Source organism: Curtobacterium sp. VKM Ac-2852, from assembly GCF_013205045.1.
Lineage (GTDB): Bacteria > Actinomycetota > Actinomycetes > Actinomycetales > Microbacteriaceae > Curtobacterium > Curtobacterium flaccumfaciens.
This window is the reverse complement of the sequence record NZ_JABMLI010000001.1, coordinates 38,735-54,742: the sequence shown is the minus strand read 5'-3', so window position 1 is coordinate 54,742 and position 16,008 is coordinate 38,735. Positions and strand designations below refer to the sequence as shown.

General features: G+C 72.0%; 19 protein-coding genes. 9 read left to right on the top strand and 10 right to left on the bottom strand.

The window, feature by feature from the left end; genetic code table 11:
- Window positions 1-23: 23 nt before the first annotated feature.
- Window positions 24-200: a hypothetical protein gene (locus HQQ79_RS00320; protein ID WP_155896771.1), complete on the bottom strand. Its 177-nt coding sequence runs from the start codon at window positions 198-200 to the stop codon at window positions 24-26.
- Window positions 197-1,006 carry a class E sortase gene (locus HQQ79_RS00315; protein WP_231495642.1) on the bottom strand — a complete coding sequence of 270 codons (810 nt, stop codon included), beginning with the start codon at window positions 1,004-1,006 and terminating at the stop codon, window positions 197-199. The genes HQQ79_RS00320 and HQQ79_RS00315 overlap by 4 nt, the downstream gene beginning before the upstream one ends.
- A 94-nt stretch (window positions 1,007-1,100) precedes the next feature.
- Between HQQ79_RS00315 and HQQ79_RS00310 the strand changes: the two genes are divergently transcribed.
- Window positions 1,101-1,565 (top strand): GNAT family acetyltransferase, encoded by a 465-nt coding sequence (locus HQQ79_RS00310; protein WP_173032115.1) that lies wholly within the window; start codon window positions 1,101-1,103, stop codon window positions 1,563-1,565.
- Window positions 1,566-1,572: 7 nt separating this feature from the next.
- On the opposite strand, the gene HQQ79_RS19035 is transcribed toward HQQ79_RS00310, so the two are convergent.
- Window positions 1,573-2,496 (bottom strand): EamA family transporter, encoded by a 924-nt coding sequence (locus tag HQQ79_RS19035; RefSeq protein ID WP_173032114.1) that lies wholly within the window; start codon window positions 2,494-2,496, stop codon window positions 1,573-1,575.
- A gap of 36 nt (window positions 2,497-2,532) precedes the next feature.
- On the opposite strand from HQQ79_RS19035, the gene HQQ79_RS19030 reads away from it, so the two are divergent.
- The 6 genes from HQQ79_RS19030 to HQQ79_RS00275 all read left to right on the top strand — a co-directional run bounded on the left by HQQ79_RS19030 (window position 2,533) and on the right by HQQ79_RS00275 (window position 8,774).
- Complete coding sequence (locus tag HQQ79_RS19030; RefSeq protein ID WP_173032113.1) at window positions 2,533-3,681, top strand: CPBP family intramembrane glutamic endopeptidase; 1,149 nt, start codon at window positions 2,533-2,535, stop codon at window positions 3,679-3,681.
- Between the two features lie 9 nt (window positions 3,682-3,690).
- Entirely contained in the window at window positions 3,691-5,559 is a 1,869-nt protein-coding gene (gene recQ, locus HQQ79_RS00295) for a DNA helicase RecQ (RefSeq protein ID WP_173032112.1), read from the top strand.
- An 87-nt stretch (window positions 5,560-5,646) separates the two neighbouring features.
- A complete protein-coding gene (locus tag HQQ79_RS00290; RefSeq protein ID WP_173032111.1) occupies window positions 5,647-6,393 on the top strand; it encodes a lysophospholipid acyltransferase family protein in 747 nt (248 codons plus the stop codon).
- 135 nt (window positions 6,394-6,528) lie between these two features.
- Complete coding sequence (locus tag HQQ79_RS00285) at window positions 6,529-6,897, top strand: hypothetical protein (RefSeq protein WP_173032110.1); 369 nt, start codon at window positions 6,529-6,531, stop codon at window positions 6,895-6,897.
- A gap of 352 nt (window positions 6,898-7,249) precedes the next feature.
- Window positions 7,250-7,864 (top strand): M23 family metallopeptidase, encoded by a 615-nt coding sequence (locus tag HQQ79_RS18350; protein WP_216852134.1) that lies wholly within the window; start codon window positions 7,250-7,252, stop codon window positions 7,862-7,864.
- A 61-nt stretch (window positions 7,865-7,925) separates the two neighbouring features.
- Window positions 7,926-8,774 carry an NAD(P)-dependent oxidoreductase gene (locus HQQ79_RS00275; protein ID WP_367948019.1) on the top strand — a complete coding sequence of 283 codons (849 nt, stop codon included), beginning with the start codon at window positions 7,926-7,928 and terminating at the stop codon, window positions 8,772-8,774.
- Between the two features lie 50 nt (window positions 8,775-8,824).
- Here HQQ79_RS00275 and HQQ79_RS00270 read toward each other — a convergent pair whose 3' ends face one another.
- Together HQQ79_RS00270 and HQQ79_RS00265 are read right to left on the bottom strand one after the other, a co-directional pair.
- Complete coding sequence (locus tag HQQ79_RS00270) at window positions 8,825-9,028, bottom strand: hypothetical protein (RefSeq protein ID WP_027465064.1); 204 nt, start codon at window positions 9,026-9,028, stop codon at window positions 8,825-8,827.
- Window positions 9,029-9,038: 10 nt separating this feature from the next.
- Window positions 9,039-9,557, bottom strand: coding sequence for a MarR family winged helix-turn-helix transcriptional regulator (locus HQQ79_RS00265; RefSeq protein ID WP_173032108.1), 519 nt, complete (start codon window positions 9,555-9,557; stop codon window positions 9,039-9,041).
- Window positions 9,558-9,689: 132 nt separating this feature from the next.
- Here HQQ79_RS00265 and HQQ79_RS00260 point away from each other — a divergent pair, with 132 nt between their 5' ends.
- Entirely contained in the window at window positions 9,690-10,583 is an 894-nt protein-coding gene (locus tag HQQ79_RS00260) for an alpha-E domain-containing protein (RefSeq protein WP_173032107.1), read from the top strand.
- 196 nt (window positions 10,584-10,779) lie between these two features.
- Here the strand turns inward: HQQ79_RS00260 and HQQ79_RS00255 are convergent, their stop codons facing one another.
- Window positions 10,780-12,108: an MFS transporter gene (locus HQQ79_RS00255; protein ID WP_348522468.1), complete on the bottom strand. Its 1,329-nt coding sequence runs from the start codon at window positions 12,106-12,108 to the stop codon at window positions 10,780-10,782.
- Window positions 12,109-12,113: 5 nt separating this feature from the next.
- On the bottom strand, window positions 12,114-12,524 hold the full coding sequence (locus tag HQQ79_RS00250; protein ID WP_173032106.1) for a MarR family winged helix-turn-helix transcriptional regulator: 411 nt from the start codon (window positions 12,522-12,524) through the stop codon (window positions 12,114-12,116).
- A 95-nt stretch (window positions 12,525-12,619) separates the two neighbouring features.
- Here HQQ79_RS00250 and HQQ79_RS00245 point away from each other — a divergent pair, with 95 nt between their 5' ends.
- The gene (locus HQQ79_RS00245) at window positions 12,620-13,372 is read left to right on the top strand and encodes an SDR family NAD(P)-dependent oxidoreductase (protein ID WP_027465068.1); all 753 of its coding nucleotides are present in this window, start codon (window positions 12,620-12,622) and stop codon (window positions 13,370-13,372) included.
- Between the two features lie 180 nt (window positions 13,373-13,552).
- On the opposite strand, the gene HQQ79_RS00240 is transcribed toward HQQ79_RS00245, so the two are convergent.
- Genes HQQ79_RS00240 through HQQ79_RS00230 form a run of 3 tightly spaced genes read right to left on the bottom strand, consistent with a single transcriptional unit; the run spans window position 13,553 to window position 15,977 of the window.
- Window positions 13,553-14,497 carry an acetamidase/formamidase family protein gene (locus HQQ79_RS00240; protein ID WP_173032105.1) on the bottom strand — a complete coding sequence of 315 codons (945 nt, stop codon included), beginning with the start codon at window positions 14,495-14,497 and terminating at the stop codon, window positions 13,553-13,555.
- A 41-nt stretch (window positions 14,498-14,538) separates the two neighbouring features.
- A complete protein-coding gene (locus HQQ79_RS00235; RefSeq protein ID WP_138802609.1) occupies window positions 14,539-14,808 on the bottom strand; it encodes a hypothetical protein in 270 nt (89 codons plus the stop codon).
- 11 nt (window positions 14,809-14,819) lie between these two features.
- The gene (locus tag HQQ79_RS00230; protein WP_027465071.1) at window positions 14,820-15,977 is read right to left on the bottom strand and encodes an inorganic phosphate transporter; all 1,158 of its coding nucleotides are present in this window, start codon (window positions 15,975-15,977) and stop codon (window positions 14,820-14,822) included.
- Window positions 15,978-16,008: the final 31 nt, after the last annotated feature.

Below are 16,008 nucleotides of genomic sequence, written 5' to 3'. Positions count from 1 at the left end.
ACCTGACCAGACCAGACCAGGCGCTACGGGGTCGGCGTGGCCCCCACCGTGCCGTCCGGCGGCGGCAGGATGTCCGCCGCGATCCACGGGAACACCCACTGGAACAGCACGAACACGATCGCTGCGAGCAGGACCAGCAGCTCGAGCACCTTCAGGACGGTGGGGCCGGGCAGCAGCCGCCAGACCAGGGGGAAGATCACTTGGCGGTCTCCGAGAGTTCCTTCGGGGTGCCCTCGGACGCGGGCATCCAGTAGTCGAGCTTCGCGTGCGTCACGTACCGCTCCGCCGCCGACCACATCGGGTGGCAGGCGGTCAGCGTGAGCCAGCGGTCCTGAGCGGTCGGTTCGACGCCGGGCTTGTTCGGCACCGGCGCGATCGTCTCGATCTTGTCGGGCGTGACGATCTGGCTGTCGGTGACCTTGTAGACGTACCAGACGTCGAACTTCGTCTTCGCGTCGGTGACCCGGACCACTACCGAGTCGCCCTTCTGCAGTTCCGCGATCTGGTTGAGGGGCTTGCCGTAGGTGACCCGGTGTCCGGCGACGGCGAAGTTGCCGGGGGCGCCGGGCATCGCGGTGCCCTGGTAGTGCCCGAGCCCGATGGTGTTGAGGACCTTCTCACGATCCGTGCCCTCGCCGATCGGCCGGTTGTAGTCGTTGCCGAACCGGGGGATCTGCATCGTCCCGAACACGTCCGACAGCGCCGGCGGTTCGTCCAGCACGGGTGCGGTGCCGCGGTGCTCGGTGCCCTCGACCTTCGGGGTCTTGACCTGGTCGAGGCCCTGCACGAGCTTCGTCTGCTCGTTCACGGCGACCACGTCGGTCCACCATGCCGTCCACACCACGTACAGGCCGGTGCCGGCGCCCGCGATGATGAGCAACTCGGCGATGAGCGAGACGATCGCGCCGCCGACCGTCTGGCGTCTGCGCGGGGAACGCCGGGACCGCGAGCCGGCTTCGTCGTCCCGTGCGCTGCGGCGCGACGGGATGGTGTCGTGTGCGGTCACGGGGCTCCTGATCGGCTGGGTGGTCGGACAGGTCTATCAGATCACGACGACAGGCCGGTGACGACGTTCTCCCCACCCCCGTTAACGTGGGGGCATGGAGTACCGGATCCGCCCCTTCCGCACCGAGGACACCGATGCGGTCGTCGCCCTGTGGGAATCCTGCGGGCTCGTCCGACCCTGGAACGACCCCCGACGTGACATCGCCCGCAAGCTGACGGTCCAGCCCGAGCTCTTCCTGGTCGCCGAGCCGGACGCCACCGACGGTGACGACACCGACACCGACACCGCCGAAGCCGACGTGGTCGCCGCGGGCATGGCCGGCTTCGACGGGCACCGCGGCTGGGTGAACTACCTCGCCGTGCGCCCGGACCTGCAGGGCTCCGGCCTCGGTCGCACCCTGATGGCCGAGTTCGAGCGGCTCCTGACCGACCTCGGTTGCCCGAAGCTCAACCTGCAGGTGCGTGCGGGCAACGAGCAGGTGCTCGGGTTCTACACGTCCCTCGGCTACACCGACGACCGCACGGTCTCGCTCGGCAAGCGCCTCATCCCCGACGCCTGACCGCGCGCTACGCCAACGCCAGCGCCACCGACGCGACGAACGCCAGCACGATGCCGATCCACTGCTGCGCGGTCAACCGCTCCCGCAGCACCACCCCGGCCAGCACCACCGTGCCGATCGGGTAGAGCGCGTTGAGCACACTCACGACGGGCAGGGTCGCCGGATCGTCGCTGCTGTGCAGCCCCGCCTGGATGAACACGTTCGCCATCGCGTCGAAGACGCCGCACACGGCCACGGTGACCAGCAGCCGCGGACCCCATCCGCGACCCGGCCGACGCCCGGGGGTCACGGCAGCCCCGTCGGGGCGGGCGGACGTCGGGGCGGACACCGGGCCTCCCGTCCGGAGTACGACGACGAGCGCCGCCGCACCCAGCAGCACCGCCTGCAGCACCCGCGCGACCACGAGGGGTGCGATGCCCGAGTCGGACGGCGTCATGTCGTAGGCCAGCACGATCCCGCCGAAGCCGCACCCGGCGACGGCGGCCGCGACCACGCCCCGGGCGGTGAGCCGTGCGCCCGAGGCGTCCCGGACCACCGCGACCAGGACCACCGCGACGACCGCGACCACGAGCGCGCCGGTGGCCACGGGTGACAGCACCGTGCCACGGAGCACCGCGACGAGCACCGGCACGACGGCCGCGAAGACGGCGGTGACGGGGGAGAGCACGCTCATCGGTCCGATCGCGAGTGCCGCGTAGAGCAGCAGCACCCCGACACCCCCGGAGAGCCCGGCGACCGCACCCCAGACCGCGGCCGGCCACGAGAACACGCCGCCGAGGACCACCAGTCCGACGAGCAGCGGCAGGATCCCGATCGCGGCGGCCACCGCCGTGACGACGACCGGGCGGACCCGGCGCGAGGCGAGTCCGCCCAGGAAGTCGGCGAACCCGTAGACGATCGCGCCGGACAGGCCGAACAGGACGGTGAGCACGGCTCCCATCCTGCCCGGCCCGGTACCCTGCGGTGCGTGAGTGTTCCCTACCAGCGCCTGCCCCGGATCGACGCGCGCTGGAGGTGGTGGCGGCCACTCGTCGCCCTCGCGTTCCTGGCGGGGTGGTACTTCGTCTCGCAGGTGCTGATCACCGTCGCCTACTTCATCCCGGTCGCCGCGGTCGGGGGTGCGTCCGGGCTCTACGGCCTGCTGGATGACCTGCAGAGCGGTGCTCTGGACCCGACCGACCCGTTGACCCTCTCGCTGACCCTGGTGTCGCTCGTGGTCCTGCTGCCGGGGGTCCTGCTCGCCGTGAAGATCGCGCGCATCGGACCGGCCGGCATCCTGTCGTCGACGCGGTTCCGGGTCCGGTGGGCCTGGACGGCGTGGTGCCTGCTGCCGACGCTCGTCATCGCCGCGGTCATGTTCGTCGTCCAGACCGGCCTGTTCTGGGACGGGGGGATGATCACGACCGACGGCGGCTTCGCCTGGAACCACGACGCGATCGGCCAGTCGACGGTCTCCCTCGGCACCCTCACCCTGACGATCGCCCTCGTCGTCCTGCTCGTCCCGTTCCAGGGCGCGGCCGAGGAGTACATCTTCCGCGGCTTCCTGATGCAGACCGTCGCGTCGTGGATCCCGCGTCGCGTCGGCACGGTCATCGCCGTGGCGGTCTCGACGGTCGTCTTCGCGGTGCTGCACATCCCGAACGGCTACAACGTCTGGGGCATCCTCGACGTCGGCTCGTTCGGCCTGATCGCGGCGATCATCGTCCTCCGGACCGGCGGGCTCGAGGCCACGGTCCTGCAGCACGCCTTCAACAACATCATGATCTTCGTGCTGCAGGCGCCCGGTTGGTCGAAGGTCGACCTGACCTCGTCCGACGCGAACGGCACCTGGCAGGGGACCCTCGTCACCCTCGTCACGTCGCTCGCGTTCTGGGGCATGGTCGAGTTCCTGGCGTGGTGGCGGGGGCTGGACCGCCGGTTCGCCGGGCACGAGGCACCCCGGTTCCGGGGTGTGACCCCGGCCTGGGCGGGCGGCGTCCGCTGGATCCGGCCTGGAGGCACGGGCTGGGCGACCACGCCGGCCCGCGCCGACGACGTGGCCGGTTCCGACCACCGTGCCGACTCCGGCACGGACGGTGCTGTGGACAGTGCGGTGGGTGTCGCCGGTCGCCCGTAGGCTCGTGGCATGAGCACCACGCCCGCGCCCGCTGCCGTGCCTGCTCCCGCTGCCGTGTCCGCACCCCGTGCCGCTGCGCTCGACGTGCTGCACCGCGTGTGGGGCTACGACGACTTCCGCGGTGAGCAGGCGGCCATCATCGACCAGGTGGTGGCCGGTGGCGACGCCCTGGTGCTCATGCCCACCGGTGGTGGCAAGTCCCTCTGCTACCAGGTGCCCTCGCTCGTCCGCGACGGCGTCGGCGTCGTGGTGTCGCCGCTCATCGCCCTCATGCAGGACCAGGTCGACGCCCTGGCGGCGAACGGCGTCCGGGCCGCGTTCCTCAACTCCACGCAGGGCCCTGACGAACGGTCCCGGGTCGAGCGTGCGGTCGTGCAGGGCGAGGTCGACATGCTCTACCTCGCGCCCGAGCGGCTCCGGCTCGAGTCCACCCGTGCGCTCCTCGACCGGGCGCGCGTCTCGCTGTTCGCCATCGACGAGGCACACTGCGTCGCCCAGTGGGGGCACGACTTCCGCCCGGACTACCTCGAGCTGAGCGTCCTGCACGAGCGGTGGCCGACGGTGCCGCGCATCGCCCTCACCGCCACCGCCACGCCGCAGACCCACCGCGAGATCTCCGCCCGGCTCGGCCTCGACGACGCCGCGCACTTCGTCGCCGACTTCGACCGGCCGAACATCCAGTACCGCATCGAACCGAAGACCGGCGCGCTGCAGCAGCTGCTCACCTTCATCCGCACGGAGCACAGCGGCGACGCCGGCATCGTGTACTGCCTGTCCCGCAACTCCGTCGAGCGCACCGCGACCGCCCTGGCCGATCAGGGGATCAACGCCCTGCCGTACCACGCGGGCCTCGACGCCCGGGTGCGTGCCCGCAACCAGTCGACGTTCCTGCGCGAGGACGGCGTCGTCATGGTGGCGACCATCGCGTTCGGCATGGGCATCGACAAGCCCGACGTCCGGTTCGTGGCGCACCTCGACCTGCCGAAGTCGGTCGAGGGGTACTACCAGGAGACCGGCCGTGCGGGTCGTGACGGGCTGCCGGCCACCGCGTGGCTCGCGTACGGCCTGAACGACGTCGTGCAGCAGCGACGGATGATCGACCAGTCCGAGGGCGACGCCGCACACCGTCGGCAGCTCAGCGCCCACCTCGACGCCATGCTCAGCCTGTGCGAGACGATCGAGTGCCGCCGGGTGCGGCTGCTCGCGTACTTCGGGCAGGAGAGCACGGCGTGCGGCAACTGCGACACCTGCATCGCGCCGCCGGAGTCGTGGGACGGCACCGTCCCCGCGCAGAAGCTGCTGTCCACCGTCGTGCGGCTCGAGCGTGAGCGCCGCCAGCGGTACGGCGTCTCGCACCTCGTCGACATCCTGATCGGCAAGCGGTCGCCCCGCGTGCAGGAACTCCAACACGACACCCTCGCGACCTTCGGCATCGGTGCCGACCTGTCCGAGGGCGAGTGGCGAGCGGTCGCACGACAGGTGCTGGCCCAGGGCTACGCGGCGGTGTCGGGCGACGGCTTCGGCACGGTCGTCCTCAGTCCCACGAGCGCCGAGGTCCTGACCGGCAAGGTGCAGGTGCGGATGCGTCGCGACCCGGTCAAGGCGCCGCGGGCCGGCCGCAGCAGTCGACGAACGGTCGTCACCGACATGCCGCAGGAAGCCGTCGGCCTGTTCGAGGCCCTGCGTGCCTGGCGTGCTGCCGAGGCCCGCGAGCAGGGCGTCCCCGCGTACGTGGTGTTCAACGACGCGACACTCCGGGGCATCTCCGCCGTCCGCCCGGCCGACGTCGACCAGCTCGGCGAGATCTCCGGCGTCGGCGCAGCGAAGCTCGAGCGGTACGGGCGAGCGGTCCTCGACGTCGTCGCCGCTGCCGACTGACGCCCGACCACCACTGCATGCCGTTCCGGGCATGTGCCCTCCGCGCGCCTCATTACACTCGGTAGCTCGTCACCACGAGGAGGTCCGGTGTCCGGTTCGACGAAGTTCGCCACCGTGCTCAGTCGCGCGGTGGTGACCCCGCTCGCCCGGTTGCTGTGGCGGCCGAAGATCATCGGTCGTCGGAACGTCCCGAAGCGTGGCCCGGTGATCCTCGCGAGCAACCACCGATCCTTCATCGACTCGCCCGCGATCACGCTCATAGCGCCGCGCAAGGTGTCGTTCCTGGCGAAGCAGGAGTACTTCACGGGTTCGGGTCTCAAGGGAGCCGTCTCGCGGGCGTTCTTCGGTGGCATCGGCGCCATCGGGGTCGAGCGTGGCGCGGGGGCGGCGGCCCAGCAGGCCCTCGACCTCGGGCTGGCACGCCTGCAGGAGGGCGAGGCGTTCGCGATCTACCCGGAGGGCACGCGCTCGCTCGACGGCCGGATCTACAAGGGCCGCACGGGAGTGGCATGGCTGGCGTTGACGAGCGGCGCCCCCGTCGTGCCCGTCGCGCTCACCGGCACCGAGGACGTGCAGCCGGTCGGGTCCCGGCTGCCGAAGCTCGCCCGCGTGACGATCGAGTTCGGGCAGCCGATCGACCTGTCGTCCTTCGGCGAGGCGTCGTCCGGTCGTGCTCGGCGCCACGCGACCGATGCGGTGATGGCGGCGATCCAGGAGCTCAGCGGCCAGGAGCCGGCGAACGCCTACAACAACCCGCCCGCGACGATCGTGGAACGGGTCCGTCGTGCGCTGCAGCCGGACGACCCGACCGCGGCCGCCGTCGACCCGGACTGAACGCTGCGACTATCCGGTCACTATTGCACATCTGAAATATCGATGGTTGAATGGCGGACGTGCCGCTCGGCACGCCGCCATCGCCGGTCGCCCGAGAACGACCAGCCACGACATCCAGATCGGACCGTCCGCAGCATGTCCTCCACCCCGCTCTTCGACTCCATCGCCCAGCGTCGCGATCAGGCCGACGCTCCACACTCCACCGTGAACTTGACCCCGCACTCCACCCCGTCGCCGGCGCTCGCCGTCGTGACCCCGGTGCCGACCTCGCCGATCTCCGCGCCCGTCCGCCCCGGTGACTCGACGCTGGTGCCGGCCGCCCTCGTCGCCGCGATCGACGAGATCCCGGTGCGGGTGGCATCGGCCCTCGTGACCGAGGTCACGATCCGTCCCGAGCACCTCGTCCTGGTCGAGACCGTGGCCGACGCGCTCACCCGAGCGGTCGTCGACGCCGTCGTGTGCGAGCTCGACCGGATCGCCCGTGACGGCGTCGTCCGCGTCTGACCGGACCGGTCACCGCACGATGACGACCCTCGACGACGGTCTGCCCCGGCGCCCGCGCGGTGCCGAGCGCCGCACCGCCCACCGACCGACCGAGCCCCCGCTGCGCCGTGCACGGCACGCTGCACAGCCCGGGCCCCTCCGAGCCGCCGGGGTGGCGGTGCCCCCTCCCGCCACCCCGGCTTCCACCCGGCCCACGCAGTCCGCACGGCCGACCCGGTCCACGCAGTCCGCACGGCCGACCCGGTCCACGCTGGCCGCGCGGCCGACCCGGCCCACGCAGGCCGCCGCTCCCGCGCGCCGCCGCCTCGCGCCCTTCCGGATCCCCGCCCGACGGACACTGCCCGCCGCTGCGGTGACCGCCGTCACGTGCCTGTTCGTCGCGGTCGGCTCCCCGCAGACCGCCGTCGCCGCTCCGACCACTCCGGAAGCCATGTCGGCACCGGCCGGCATGCAGTACTTCGTCGCCGACGGTTCGACCGGGCCGACCGCCGGCCGCGACGACTTCTCGGTGGGTCGTGCTGCGGCAGCCCTCCGGGTCCCCGGCGGCTCGGGGCCGACCGGTGGAGCCGTCCGCCCCGCAGTCGGCGCGATCCCGGACGCCGGTGGCTTCGGCTCCCGCTGGGTCGTCGGCTGTGCGGCCTGCTCGTCGAACCACCAGGGGCTGGACTTCGCCGCGGCCATCGGGACCCCGGTCGTCGCCGCGCTGCCCGGCCGGGTCGTCTCGGCGGGTGTGCTCGGTGGCTACGGCAACCAGGTCCTCCTGCAGCACGCCGACGGCACCGCGACCCGGTACGGGCACCTGTCGGCGATCGACGTCCGCCCCGGCCAGGTCCTCCGCGCGGGGGAGCGCCTCGGGGCCGTCGGCAACACGGGCGTCTCGACCGGCGCACACCTGCACTTCGAGGTCATCGTGGCCGGCACCCCGATCGACCCGGCCGCCTGGCTGCAGGCTCGCGGGCTCCTCTGACTGCAGCGGGCGTAGCGTCGGGACGGTCGCGGCACGGAGCCGCGCCAGGACGGAGACGCACGTGCGAGTGACGGTGTTGGGGACGGGTGCGATGGGCGCCGGCGTGGCTGGATCACTGCTCCGCGACGGCCACCAGGTGACGGTCTGGAACCGGAGTGCCGACAAGGCCGCACCCCTGGGTGACCGCGGCGCAACGGTGGCGAGTGACCCGGGCAGTGCCGTCGAACACGCCGAGGTCGTCCTGCTCACCCTGTTCGACACCGATGCGGTCGTCGACGTCCTCGAGCAGGCCGCTGGCGACGCCCCCATCGACGCCGTGTGGGTGCAGGCCTCGACGATCGGCGTCGACGGCACCGCGACGGTCGTGCAACTGGCCGAGAAGTACGGCATCACCCTGGTCGAGGCCATGATGCTCGGCACGAAGGCCCCCGCGGAACAGGGCAAGCTCACGATGCTCGCGGCCGGCCCCGCGGACCTGCTGGACCGTGTCGACCCCGTGCTCGACGCGATCGGCGCGAAGACCGTCCGTGCCGGCGACCACGTCGGCGACGGCACCGCACTCAAGCTCGCCGCCAACGCCTGGATCGCGTCGATCACCGCGGCGACCGGGCAGTCCCTGGCCCTGGCGGCGGCACTCGGGCTCGACCCCGCGCTGTTCCTGCAGGCGATCGAGGGCAGCGCGAGCGACTCCGCCTACGCCCACACCAAGGGTGCCGCGATGATCGCCCACGAGTTCCCCGCCCAGTTCGCACTCGACGGGCTGCGGAAGGACATCGGACTCATCACCGATGCCGCCCGGACCGCCGGGGTGTCCACCACGCTGCTCGAGGCACTCGGGCGCGTCTACGCCGATGCCAGCGCAGCCGGGCACGGGGGCGACGACATCGCCGCGGTCGGCACCGCGTTCTGACGCACGGGCACGCGCACGCGCACCCGCACACGCACGGTTCCGCCGACTGATCAGCCCCGACGGAACAACCGCCGCAGGCGCTTCGTGAGCCGCCCCACGGCCTCGTCGTTCATGGTGTTGGCGAGGTCGAACGCCTCACGAGCCGGATCGGACCCGGCCTGGATGCGTCGGAGTGCGGCGTCGGCACGGGCCCGGGAGTCGAGCTCGGCGAACGGCATGTCGTCCTCGGGGTGGTGCTCGCCGCGAGGGTCCATGCGGATCAGGCTACGCGCGACGGAGGTGGTCCGACCCGCCGTCGAGCTCGTCCACGACGCGGACCATCTCGTCCAGGAAGTCCACGACGACGGCCATCTCGTTGCTCGGCAGGTGCTCGGTGACCTCGAGCGCGCGGGCATCGAGCTCCTCGATGACGCGGAGCGCGTGCCGCATCGAGGTGCCGGTGGCGGTGAGGATCACGCCACGGCGGTCGTTCGGGTCGGCGTGCCGTTCGACGTGGCCGCTGCGGACGAGCCGGTCGACGAGGGCCGACGTCGACGCCGCCGTGATCTCGAGCCGCTCGGCGAGGTCCTTCGCGTTGACGGTGCGGCCGTCGTGCTCGGCGTCGATCAGGAAGCGGAGCGCCAGCAGGGCGTTCTCGCCGATCCCCAGTGCCTCGCGTGCTCGGCGCTGGGCAGCGCTCTCGGCCGTTCGGTACCGCCGCAGGGCGTTGAGGACGTCCACGGCGGAGACCGCGGAGTCCTCGTACCAGTACCCCGCGGTGCTGGTCATCACCTCGGACATCATGCCCCCAATGCTAGACGCTCTAGTTAGATTGTCTAGCGAGCGCGGAGACGGGACACCTGCAACACCCGTGACGCGGTTCTGTAACACCCCGGCAACGCCGGCTCGTTAGGTTCTGGACATGCAGGAGCAGCCGTGCTGAGCCGCCTCGCGGGGAACGTCTTCCACGTTGGGAGCGCGGTGGAGCGCACCGACGTCGTCGCACGGTTGCTCGACGTCTACGTCGCCCGCCGCGAACCAGGCACCCTCGACGACGATCGGCTCGTGTCCACCGAACTCCGCAGCGTCATCGGGACCACCGGCCCCGCGAACGACCCGGACCGCGCCTCCACCGTCGACGCCCTCGCGCTCGACCGGCACGAACCCGCGTCCATCGCCGCCGCGGTCGCCGTCGCCCGCGACCACGCACGCCGTGCCCGCGAGGTCGTCTCGAGCGAGCTCTGGGACTGCCTCGACGTCACACGGTCGCGGATGCCCCGGAAGATCGCCCCCGACCGTGCGCACGAGTTCCTCGGCTGGGTGCGGGAGCGCAGTGCCCTCGCCATCGGCGTGGTCGAGGGCGACGCCAGCCGTGACGAGGTGTGGGAGTTCTTCACCCTCGGGCGATCACTCACCCGCTGCGCCTCCACCGCACGGCTGCTGGCGTCTCGGCTGCTCGAGCCGGACGCGGTCACCTCGTGGACGGCGGCGCTCCGGGCGTGCGGCGCGGGCGAGGCCTTCCTGCGCGGACGCGACCACCCCCCGGTGCCGTCGGACGCCGCCGCCTTCCTGCTCCTGGATGCCCACAGCCCGCGGTCGTTGCGCTTCACCGTGCACCGCGCGGCCGAGTGCCTGGCCGACGTCGCCCCGTCCTGCGTCGCGGACGAGGTCGCCGGGTTCGCCGAGGTCCGCGCCCTGCTCGACGGCATCCCCGAGGAGTCGGCGCTCGCGGTGGCGGGTGACGTCGGGCAACGGCTGGCGGTGGCTGCCGACCGCGTCGCCGCGGCCCTCGACGAGCGCGTCTTCGCGTCGTCCGCACCCGTCCTCTGAACCCACCCGGAGCCCGTGTTCGGCGCCGGCTCGGCGCGCGTGTGGCGGAAGGCGGCCGGTCCGCGCGTCGTGACCGCGGCCGTGGCCCCGGGTGGCGTCGGACGGGAGGCCCGTGGCGGCGCCGGTGCGGGCCTCCCGTCCGACGGTCGGTGCGTCATGGACCGTCGGCCGACGGGCAGGGCGACCCGCCGGTCCGTCAGACGGCGCTGGAGCGGTCGGCGAGCGCCTCGTCGCGTTCCAGCTCACGGCGGAGCGCCGCGCGTGAGCCGACCACCGGCACGGCGTGCGTGATCGCCAGGTGCAGCCGCGAGTCGGCGTCGTAGCGCAGCCGGACCCGCTGGTACCGGACGAGCCAGACGAGCGCGATCCCGAGCGCGACGAAGCCCGAGGCCGCGCCGACGACGATCGCCCAGCGCGGGCCGAAGGCGTCGGCGACGGCGCCGACGAGCGGGGCGCCGATGGGGGTGCCGCCCGCGAAGATCGCCATGTAGAGCGCCATCACGCGACCGCGCATCGCGGGCTTCGTCGTGGTCTGCACCAGGGCGTTCGCCGTGGTCATGAAGGTCAGGGACGCGAGCCCGACGAACACCAGCACGATCGCGAAGGTCCAGTACGTCGGAGCGAGGGCCGCGGCCGTGCACGCGAGCCCGAACCCGCCGGCGGCGAGCACGAGGGTGCGCATCCGCGGCTTGTCGCGGCGGGCGGACAGCAGTGCGCCGAGCACCGACCCGATCGCCATCACGGAGTTGAGCAGCCCGAACTCGCCGGCGCCCTGGTGGAACTCGACCCGCGCCATCGTCGAGGTGAAGATCGGGAAGTTCACGCCGAACGTGCCGACGACGAAGATCATGCAGAGCACGACGACGATGTCCGGTCGGGTGCGGACGTACCGGAAGCCGGCGACGATCTGCCCCTTGCCGCGGCCTGCCCGGACCCGTTCGGCGAGCTGGGCGGGGTCGACGAAGCGGAGTGCGAGCAGGACGGCCAGGAACGACCCGGCGTTGATGACGAACACCCATCCCGAGCCGATCGCCGCGATGAGCACACCGGCGACCGCGGGGCCGATCAGGCGTGCGGCGTTGAACGACGCGGAGTTCAGGGCGACGGCGTTCGAGACGTCCTCGCCCTGCACGACGTCGGAGACGAAGGCCTGCCGGATCGGGGCGTCGAACGCGGCGACGATGCCGAGCGCCAGGGCGAAGCCGTACAGCGCGAGCAGGGTGGCGGTGTGCGTGAGGACCATGACGCCGAGTCCCAGCCCGAGCAGTCCCATCAGGCCCTGGGTGAGCATGAGCATCTTCCGGCGGTCGAACCGGTCGGCGGCGAGCCCGGTGAGCGGCAGGAGCAGCAGCTGGGGGCCGAACTGCAGGGCCATCGTGATGCCCACCGCGACGGCGTTGTTGTCGGAGAGCTGGGTCAGCACGATCCAGTCCTGGGCGGTGCGCTGCATCCACGTGCCGACGTTCGACACCAGGGCCCCGGCGAACCAGATGCGGTAGTTGCGTCCGGCGAGGGAGCGGAACATGGCGGTCACTGCTGGGCCAGCCTCCTCATGATCTCGGTGGCGTCGGCGAGGGTGCTCCGCTCGTCGGCGGTGAGTGCTGCGAGTCGCGGGGAGAGCCAGCCGTCGCGGCGGCGTCGGGTCTCCTCGACGAAGGCGGCTCCGGCGGGCGTCGCGCCGAGCATCACCTTGCGGCGGTCGTCGCCGTGCCCGCACTTGGACACCAGGCCCCGCTCGACCAGCACCGCGACGGTCTTCGTCATCGACGGCGGGGTGACGCCGTCCTGTCGGCTCAGGTCGGCCAGGGTCATGGCGCCGTCGCGGTGCAGTCGGGCGAGGGCGGAGAACTGCGCGTCCGTGACGCTCGAGTCGGCCTTCTGGGCTCGGAGTGTGCGGGACAGCCGGTTCACCGCGATGCGGAGGTCGGTGGCGTCGGTCATCGGTCGTTAGCCTATCTCATTAGTTCAGCGAACGAACTTCATTTCGGGTGTACCGTGGTTGTAGACAACACGTGTTGCCGAGAGAGAAGGAGAACATGTCCGAGTTCGAGGGCAAGGTCGCCGTCGTCACCGGTGGTGGCAGCGGCATCGGTGAGTCGGTCGCGAAGGAGCTCGCCGCGGCGGGCGCCACGGTGGTCGTCGCCGACATCAACCTGGCGGGCGCCGAGCGCGTCGCCGCGTCGATCGTGGAGGCCGGTGGCACCGCTCGCGCGTTCGAGGCGAACTCCGCGGTCGCCGCGGACAACGAGCGCATGGTGCAGTTCGCGGTCGACACGTTCGGCGCGCTGCACCTCGCCGTGAACAACGCCGGCATCGCTGCGGCACCGCAGCCGATCGGCGAGTACGACATCGCCGCCTGGGACCGCGTCCGTGCGGTCGACCTGGACGGCGTCTTCTACGGGCTGCGCTACGAGATCCCCGCGATGGTGGCCGCCGGCGGTGGCGCGATCGTGAACATGGCGTCGGTGCTCGGCGTGGTCGGGATGGCCCAGAACGCTGCGTACGTCACCTCGAAGCACGCGCTCGCCGGACTGACCAAGGTCGCCGCGCTCGAGTACTCGTCGCAGGGCGTCCGCACGAACGCCGTGGGCCCCGGGTTCATCGACACCCCGCTGCTCCGGAAGTCGCTCTCGCCCGAGGCAGTCGCGGCGCTCGAGGACGAGCACGCCACGAAGCGGCTCGGCACCGTCGCCGAGGTCGCCGCGCTCGTGCTGTTCCTGCTGAGCGACAAGGCCTCGTTCATCACGGGCAGCTACCACCTGGTGGACGGCGGCTACTCCGCCCACTGACGGGTCGGGCGTACCTGGTCGTTCCGGGCGTGCCTGGTCGAAACGGGCGTACCTGGTCGGTTCTTTCGACCAGGTACGCCCGTTTCCGCTTTCCAGCGCGGGTGCGATGGGAAGGAACGTCGGACGGGAGGCCCGCCCAGCGTGCGCCGGTCGGCTCGCGCTGGGCGGGCCTCCCGACCTTCAGGGCCGCGCGTCCGTCAGGATCGCGTCGTGCGGGAGCAGGGCGTGCACGCCCCACGTGCGGTTCGCGACCTGCGTGATGCGCATGCTCACCGCCACGCTCGCCATCGCGAGTGCCTCCGCGCGGCCGATCCCGTGCAGCCCGGCGATCCAGTCGACCATCCGGTCGAGCGCCGTGGCCGTCGCGACGTTGAGATCGGCGTCGAAGCCGAAGGCGATGCGTCCGGCGGGGGTGTCGGCGTGCACACCCTCGACCGGAGCCCGGTCGAGGAGCGTCAGGGTCATCGTCGTGGTCATGCCGCACTCGACCGCCGTCCCGGAGACCTCGCCGTCGCCCTGGGCCGCGTGCCCGTCGCCGACGTGGAGCAGGGCGTCCGGCACCGTCACGGGCAGGTACAGGGTCGAGCCGGCGATCAGCTCGCGGCAGTCGACGTTGCCGCCGCCGACCGTGCGGGGCGGGATCGTCGAGTGCTCCCCGGTGGGCTCGGGTGGGACGCCGACGACGCCGAGGAACGGTGCCGTCCGCACCCCGAGGCCGAGCTGGTTCACGGCGACACCGGCGGACACGTCGATGTCCCAGAGCAGCGGGCCGCGCGACGCCGGATCGGTCAGGCCGAGTGCGCGGTTCACCGGGGAGTCGACCCCGCCCGAGGCCGTGTAGCCCCAGTCGTCGGGCACGAGGTCGTCGAAGTGCACCGCCAGGACCATCCCCGGACGTGCTCCCGCGACGGCGATCGGCCCGACCAGGCAGTGGCCCCGGCGCGGGTCGATCAGGGTCGGGGCGTCCAGGCCCGGGCCCGGCTGGCGTTCCGTGTAGCCCGCGGCGCTCAGGGTTCGGACCGTCACCGTGTCGCCCGGTTCCACGGTCAGGACCGGCCGGCGTTCGGCGGTGAAGACGTCGACGGCGGAGTCCACCGTGGCGTCGAGGTGGTGGTGGGTGGTCACCCGTCGATCATCCCAGGCGGGTGTTCTGGGAAGGAACGTCCTCAGTGGAACTGGGGGATCGTCAACCAGATGCCCGCCAGCACCGCGGCGATGCACAGCGCGAAGCACACCACGGCTCCCGCCAGTGCCGCGGGCGGGGTGTGCCCGGAGCGCGGGGTCTCCTCGGAGTACTGCGTGCGCTCGCCGCCCGCGTCGTCCGGCTGCCCCGTCCCGAGCAACCGGAGGCCGAGCGTGTACACGAGCACCAGGCCCACGGCGGCCACGAAGCCGACGCCGGCGACCGTGCCGATCGCGGTGAAGTCGATGTCCATCGTCGTTCCCCTCAGTTCGTCGCGCCGGTCGGCTGCGGCTCGGCCTGCTCGGCCGGCCCGGACTCGGTGGTGATGTCCTCGTGCGAGATCGGCTTGCGCTTGGCGAGGACGTAGAAGGTGAGCCCGCCGGCCAGGGCGAGGACCGCGACGAGCACCAGCCCGAAGGCCGAGGTCGACGCGAGCCAGGTCGCGAGCGCCCCGACCACCGCAGCGGCGGGCAGCGTGATCACCCACGCGACGACGATGCGGCCGACGACCGACCAGTGCACGTCGGCGAGCTTCTTGCCGAGCCCCGAACCGACGACCGCGCCGCTCGTCACGTGGGTCGTCGAGAGCGCGAAGCCCAGGTGCGACGAGATGAGGATCGTCGCGGCGGAGCTCGTCTCGGCGGCGAAGCCCTGCGGCGACTGCACGTCGGAGATCTTCTTGCCGACGGTCTGCATGATCCGCCAGCCGCCCATGTACGTGCCGAGGCCGATCGCGAGCCCGCAGGCCAGGATCACCCAGAGCGCCGGACCGGTGCCGGCGGCCTGGTAGTTCGCGGCGATGAGGGTCAGCGTGATGACGCCCATCGTCTTCTGCGCGTCGTTCGTGCCGTGTGCGAGCGACACCAGCGACGCCGAGATCGTCTGCCCGTGCCGGAACCCCGTCGCCGCACCGTGCGTCGTCGCGTTCTTCGTGAGCACGTACGCCAGGTACGTCGCGACCAGGGCGATCACCCCGGCGATGACCGGGGAGAGCAGCGCTGGCAGGACGACCTTCGACACCACCGTCGCCCAGCTGATCGAGTTCAGACCCGCCCCGATGATCGAGGCGCCGATGAGCCCGCCGAAGAGCGCGTGCGTGGAGGACGACGGCAGCCCGAGGTACCAGGTCGCCAGGTTCCAGAGCACCGCGCCGACGAGCCCCGCGAAGATCATCGTGGGGGAGATGTGGATGCCGTCCTGCCCCTCGCGGATGATGCCCTGTGAGACGGTCTTGGCGACCTCGGTGGACAGGAACGCGCCGACCACGTTGAGCACGGCGGAGATGAGCACGGCGGTCCGGGGCTTGAGAGCTCCCGTGGCGACCGACGTGGCCATGGCGTTCGCGGTGTCGTGGAAGCCGTTCGTGAAGTCGAACACGAGGGCCACGACGATCACCAGCGTGACGATGACGATGACGTCCATGCGCAGGACGCTAGGCCCGCCCGGAACCCCC

Coding starts and splice junctions, on each gene's coding strand:
- HQQ79_RS00250 (WP_173032106.1), bottom strand. CDS start 12,524: ATGACCGACGCCACCGACCTCCGCATCGCGGTGAACCGGCTGTCCCGC.
- HQQ79_RS00235 (WP_138802609.1), bottom strand. CDS start 14,808: ATGGACATCGACTTCACCGCGATCGGCACGGTCGCCGGCGTCGGCTTC.
- HQQ79_RS00255 (WP_348522468.1), bottom strand. CDS start 12,108: ATGTTCCGCTCCCTCGCCGGACGCAACTACCGCATCTGGTTCGCCGGG.
- HQQ79_RS00310 (WP_173032115.1), top strand. CDS start 1,101: ATGGAGTACCGGATCCGCCCCTTCCGCACCGAGGACACCGATGCGGTC.
- recQ (WP_173032112.1), top strand. CDS start 3,691: ATGAGCACCACGCCCGCGCCCGCTGCCGTGCCTGCTCCCGCTGCCGTG.
- HQQ79_RS00285 (WP_173032110.1), top strand. CDS start 6,529: ATGTCCTCCACCCCGCTCTTCGACTCCATCGCCCAGCGTCGCGATCAG.
- HQQ79_RS00265 (WP_173032108.1), bottom strand. CDS start 9,557: ATGATGTCCGAGGTGATGACCAGCACCGCGGGGTACTGGTACGAGGAC.
- HQQ79_RS00230 (WP_027465071.1), bottom strand. CDS start 15,977: ATGGACGTCATCGTCATCGTCACGCTGGTGATCGTCGTGGCCCTCGTG.
- HQQ79_RS00270 (WP_027465064.1), bottom strand. CDS start 9,028: ATGGACCCTCGCGGCGAGCACCACCCCGAGGACGACATGCCGTTCGCC.
- HQQ79_RS00245 (WP_027465068.1), top strand. CDS start 12,620: ATGTCCGAGTTCGAGGGCAAGGTCGCCGTCGTCACCGGTGGTGGCAGC.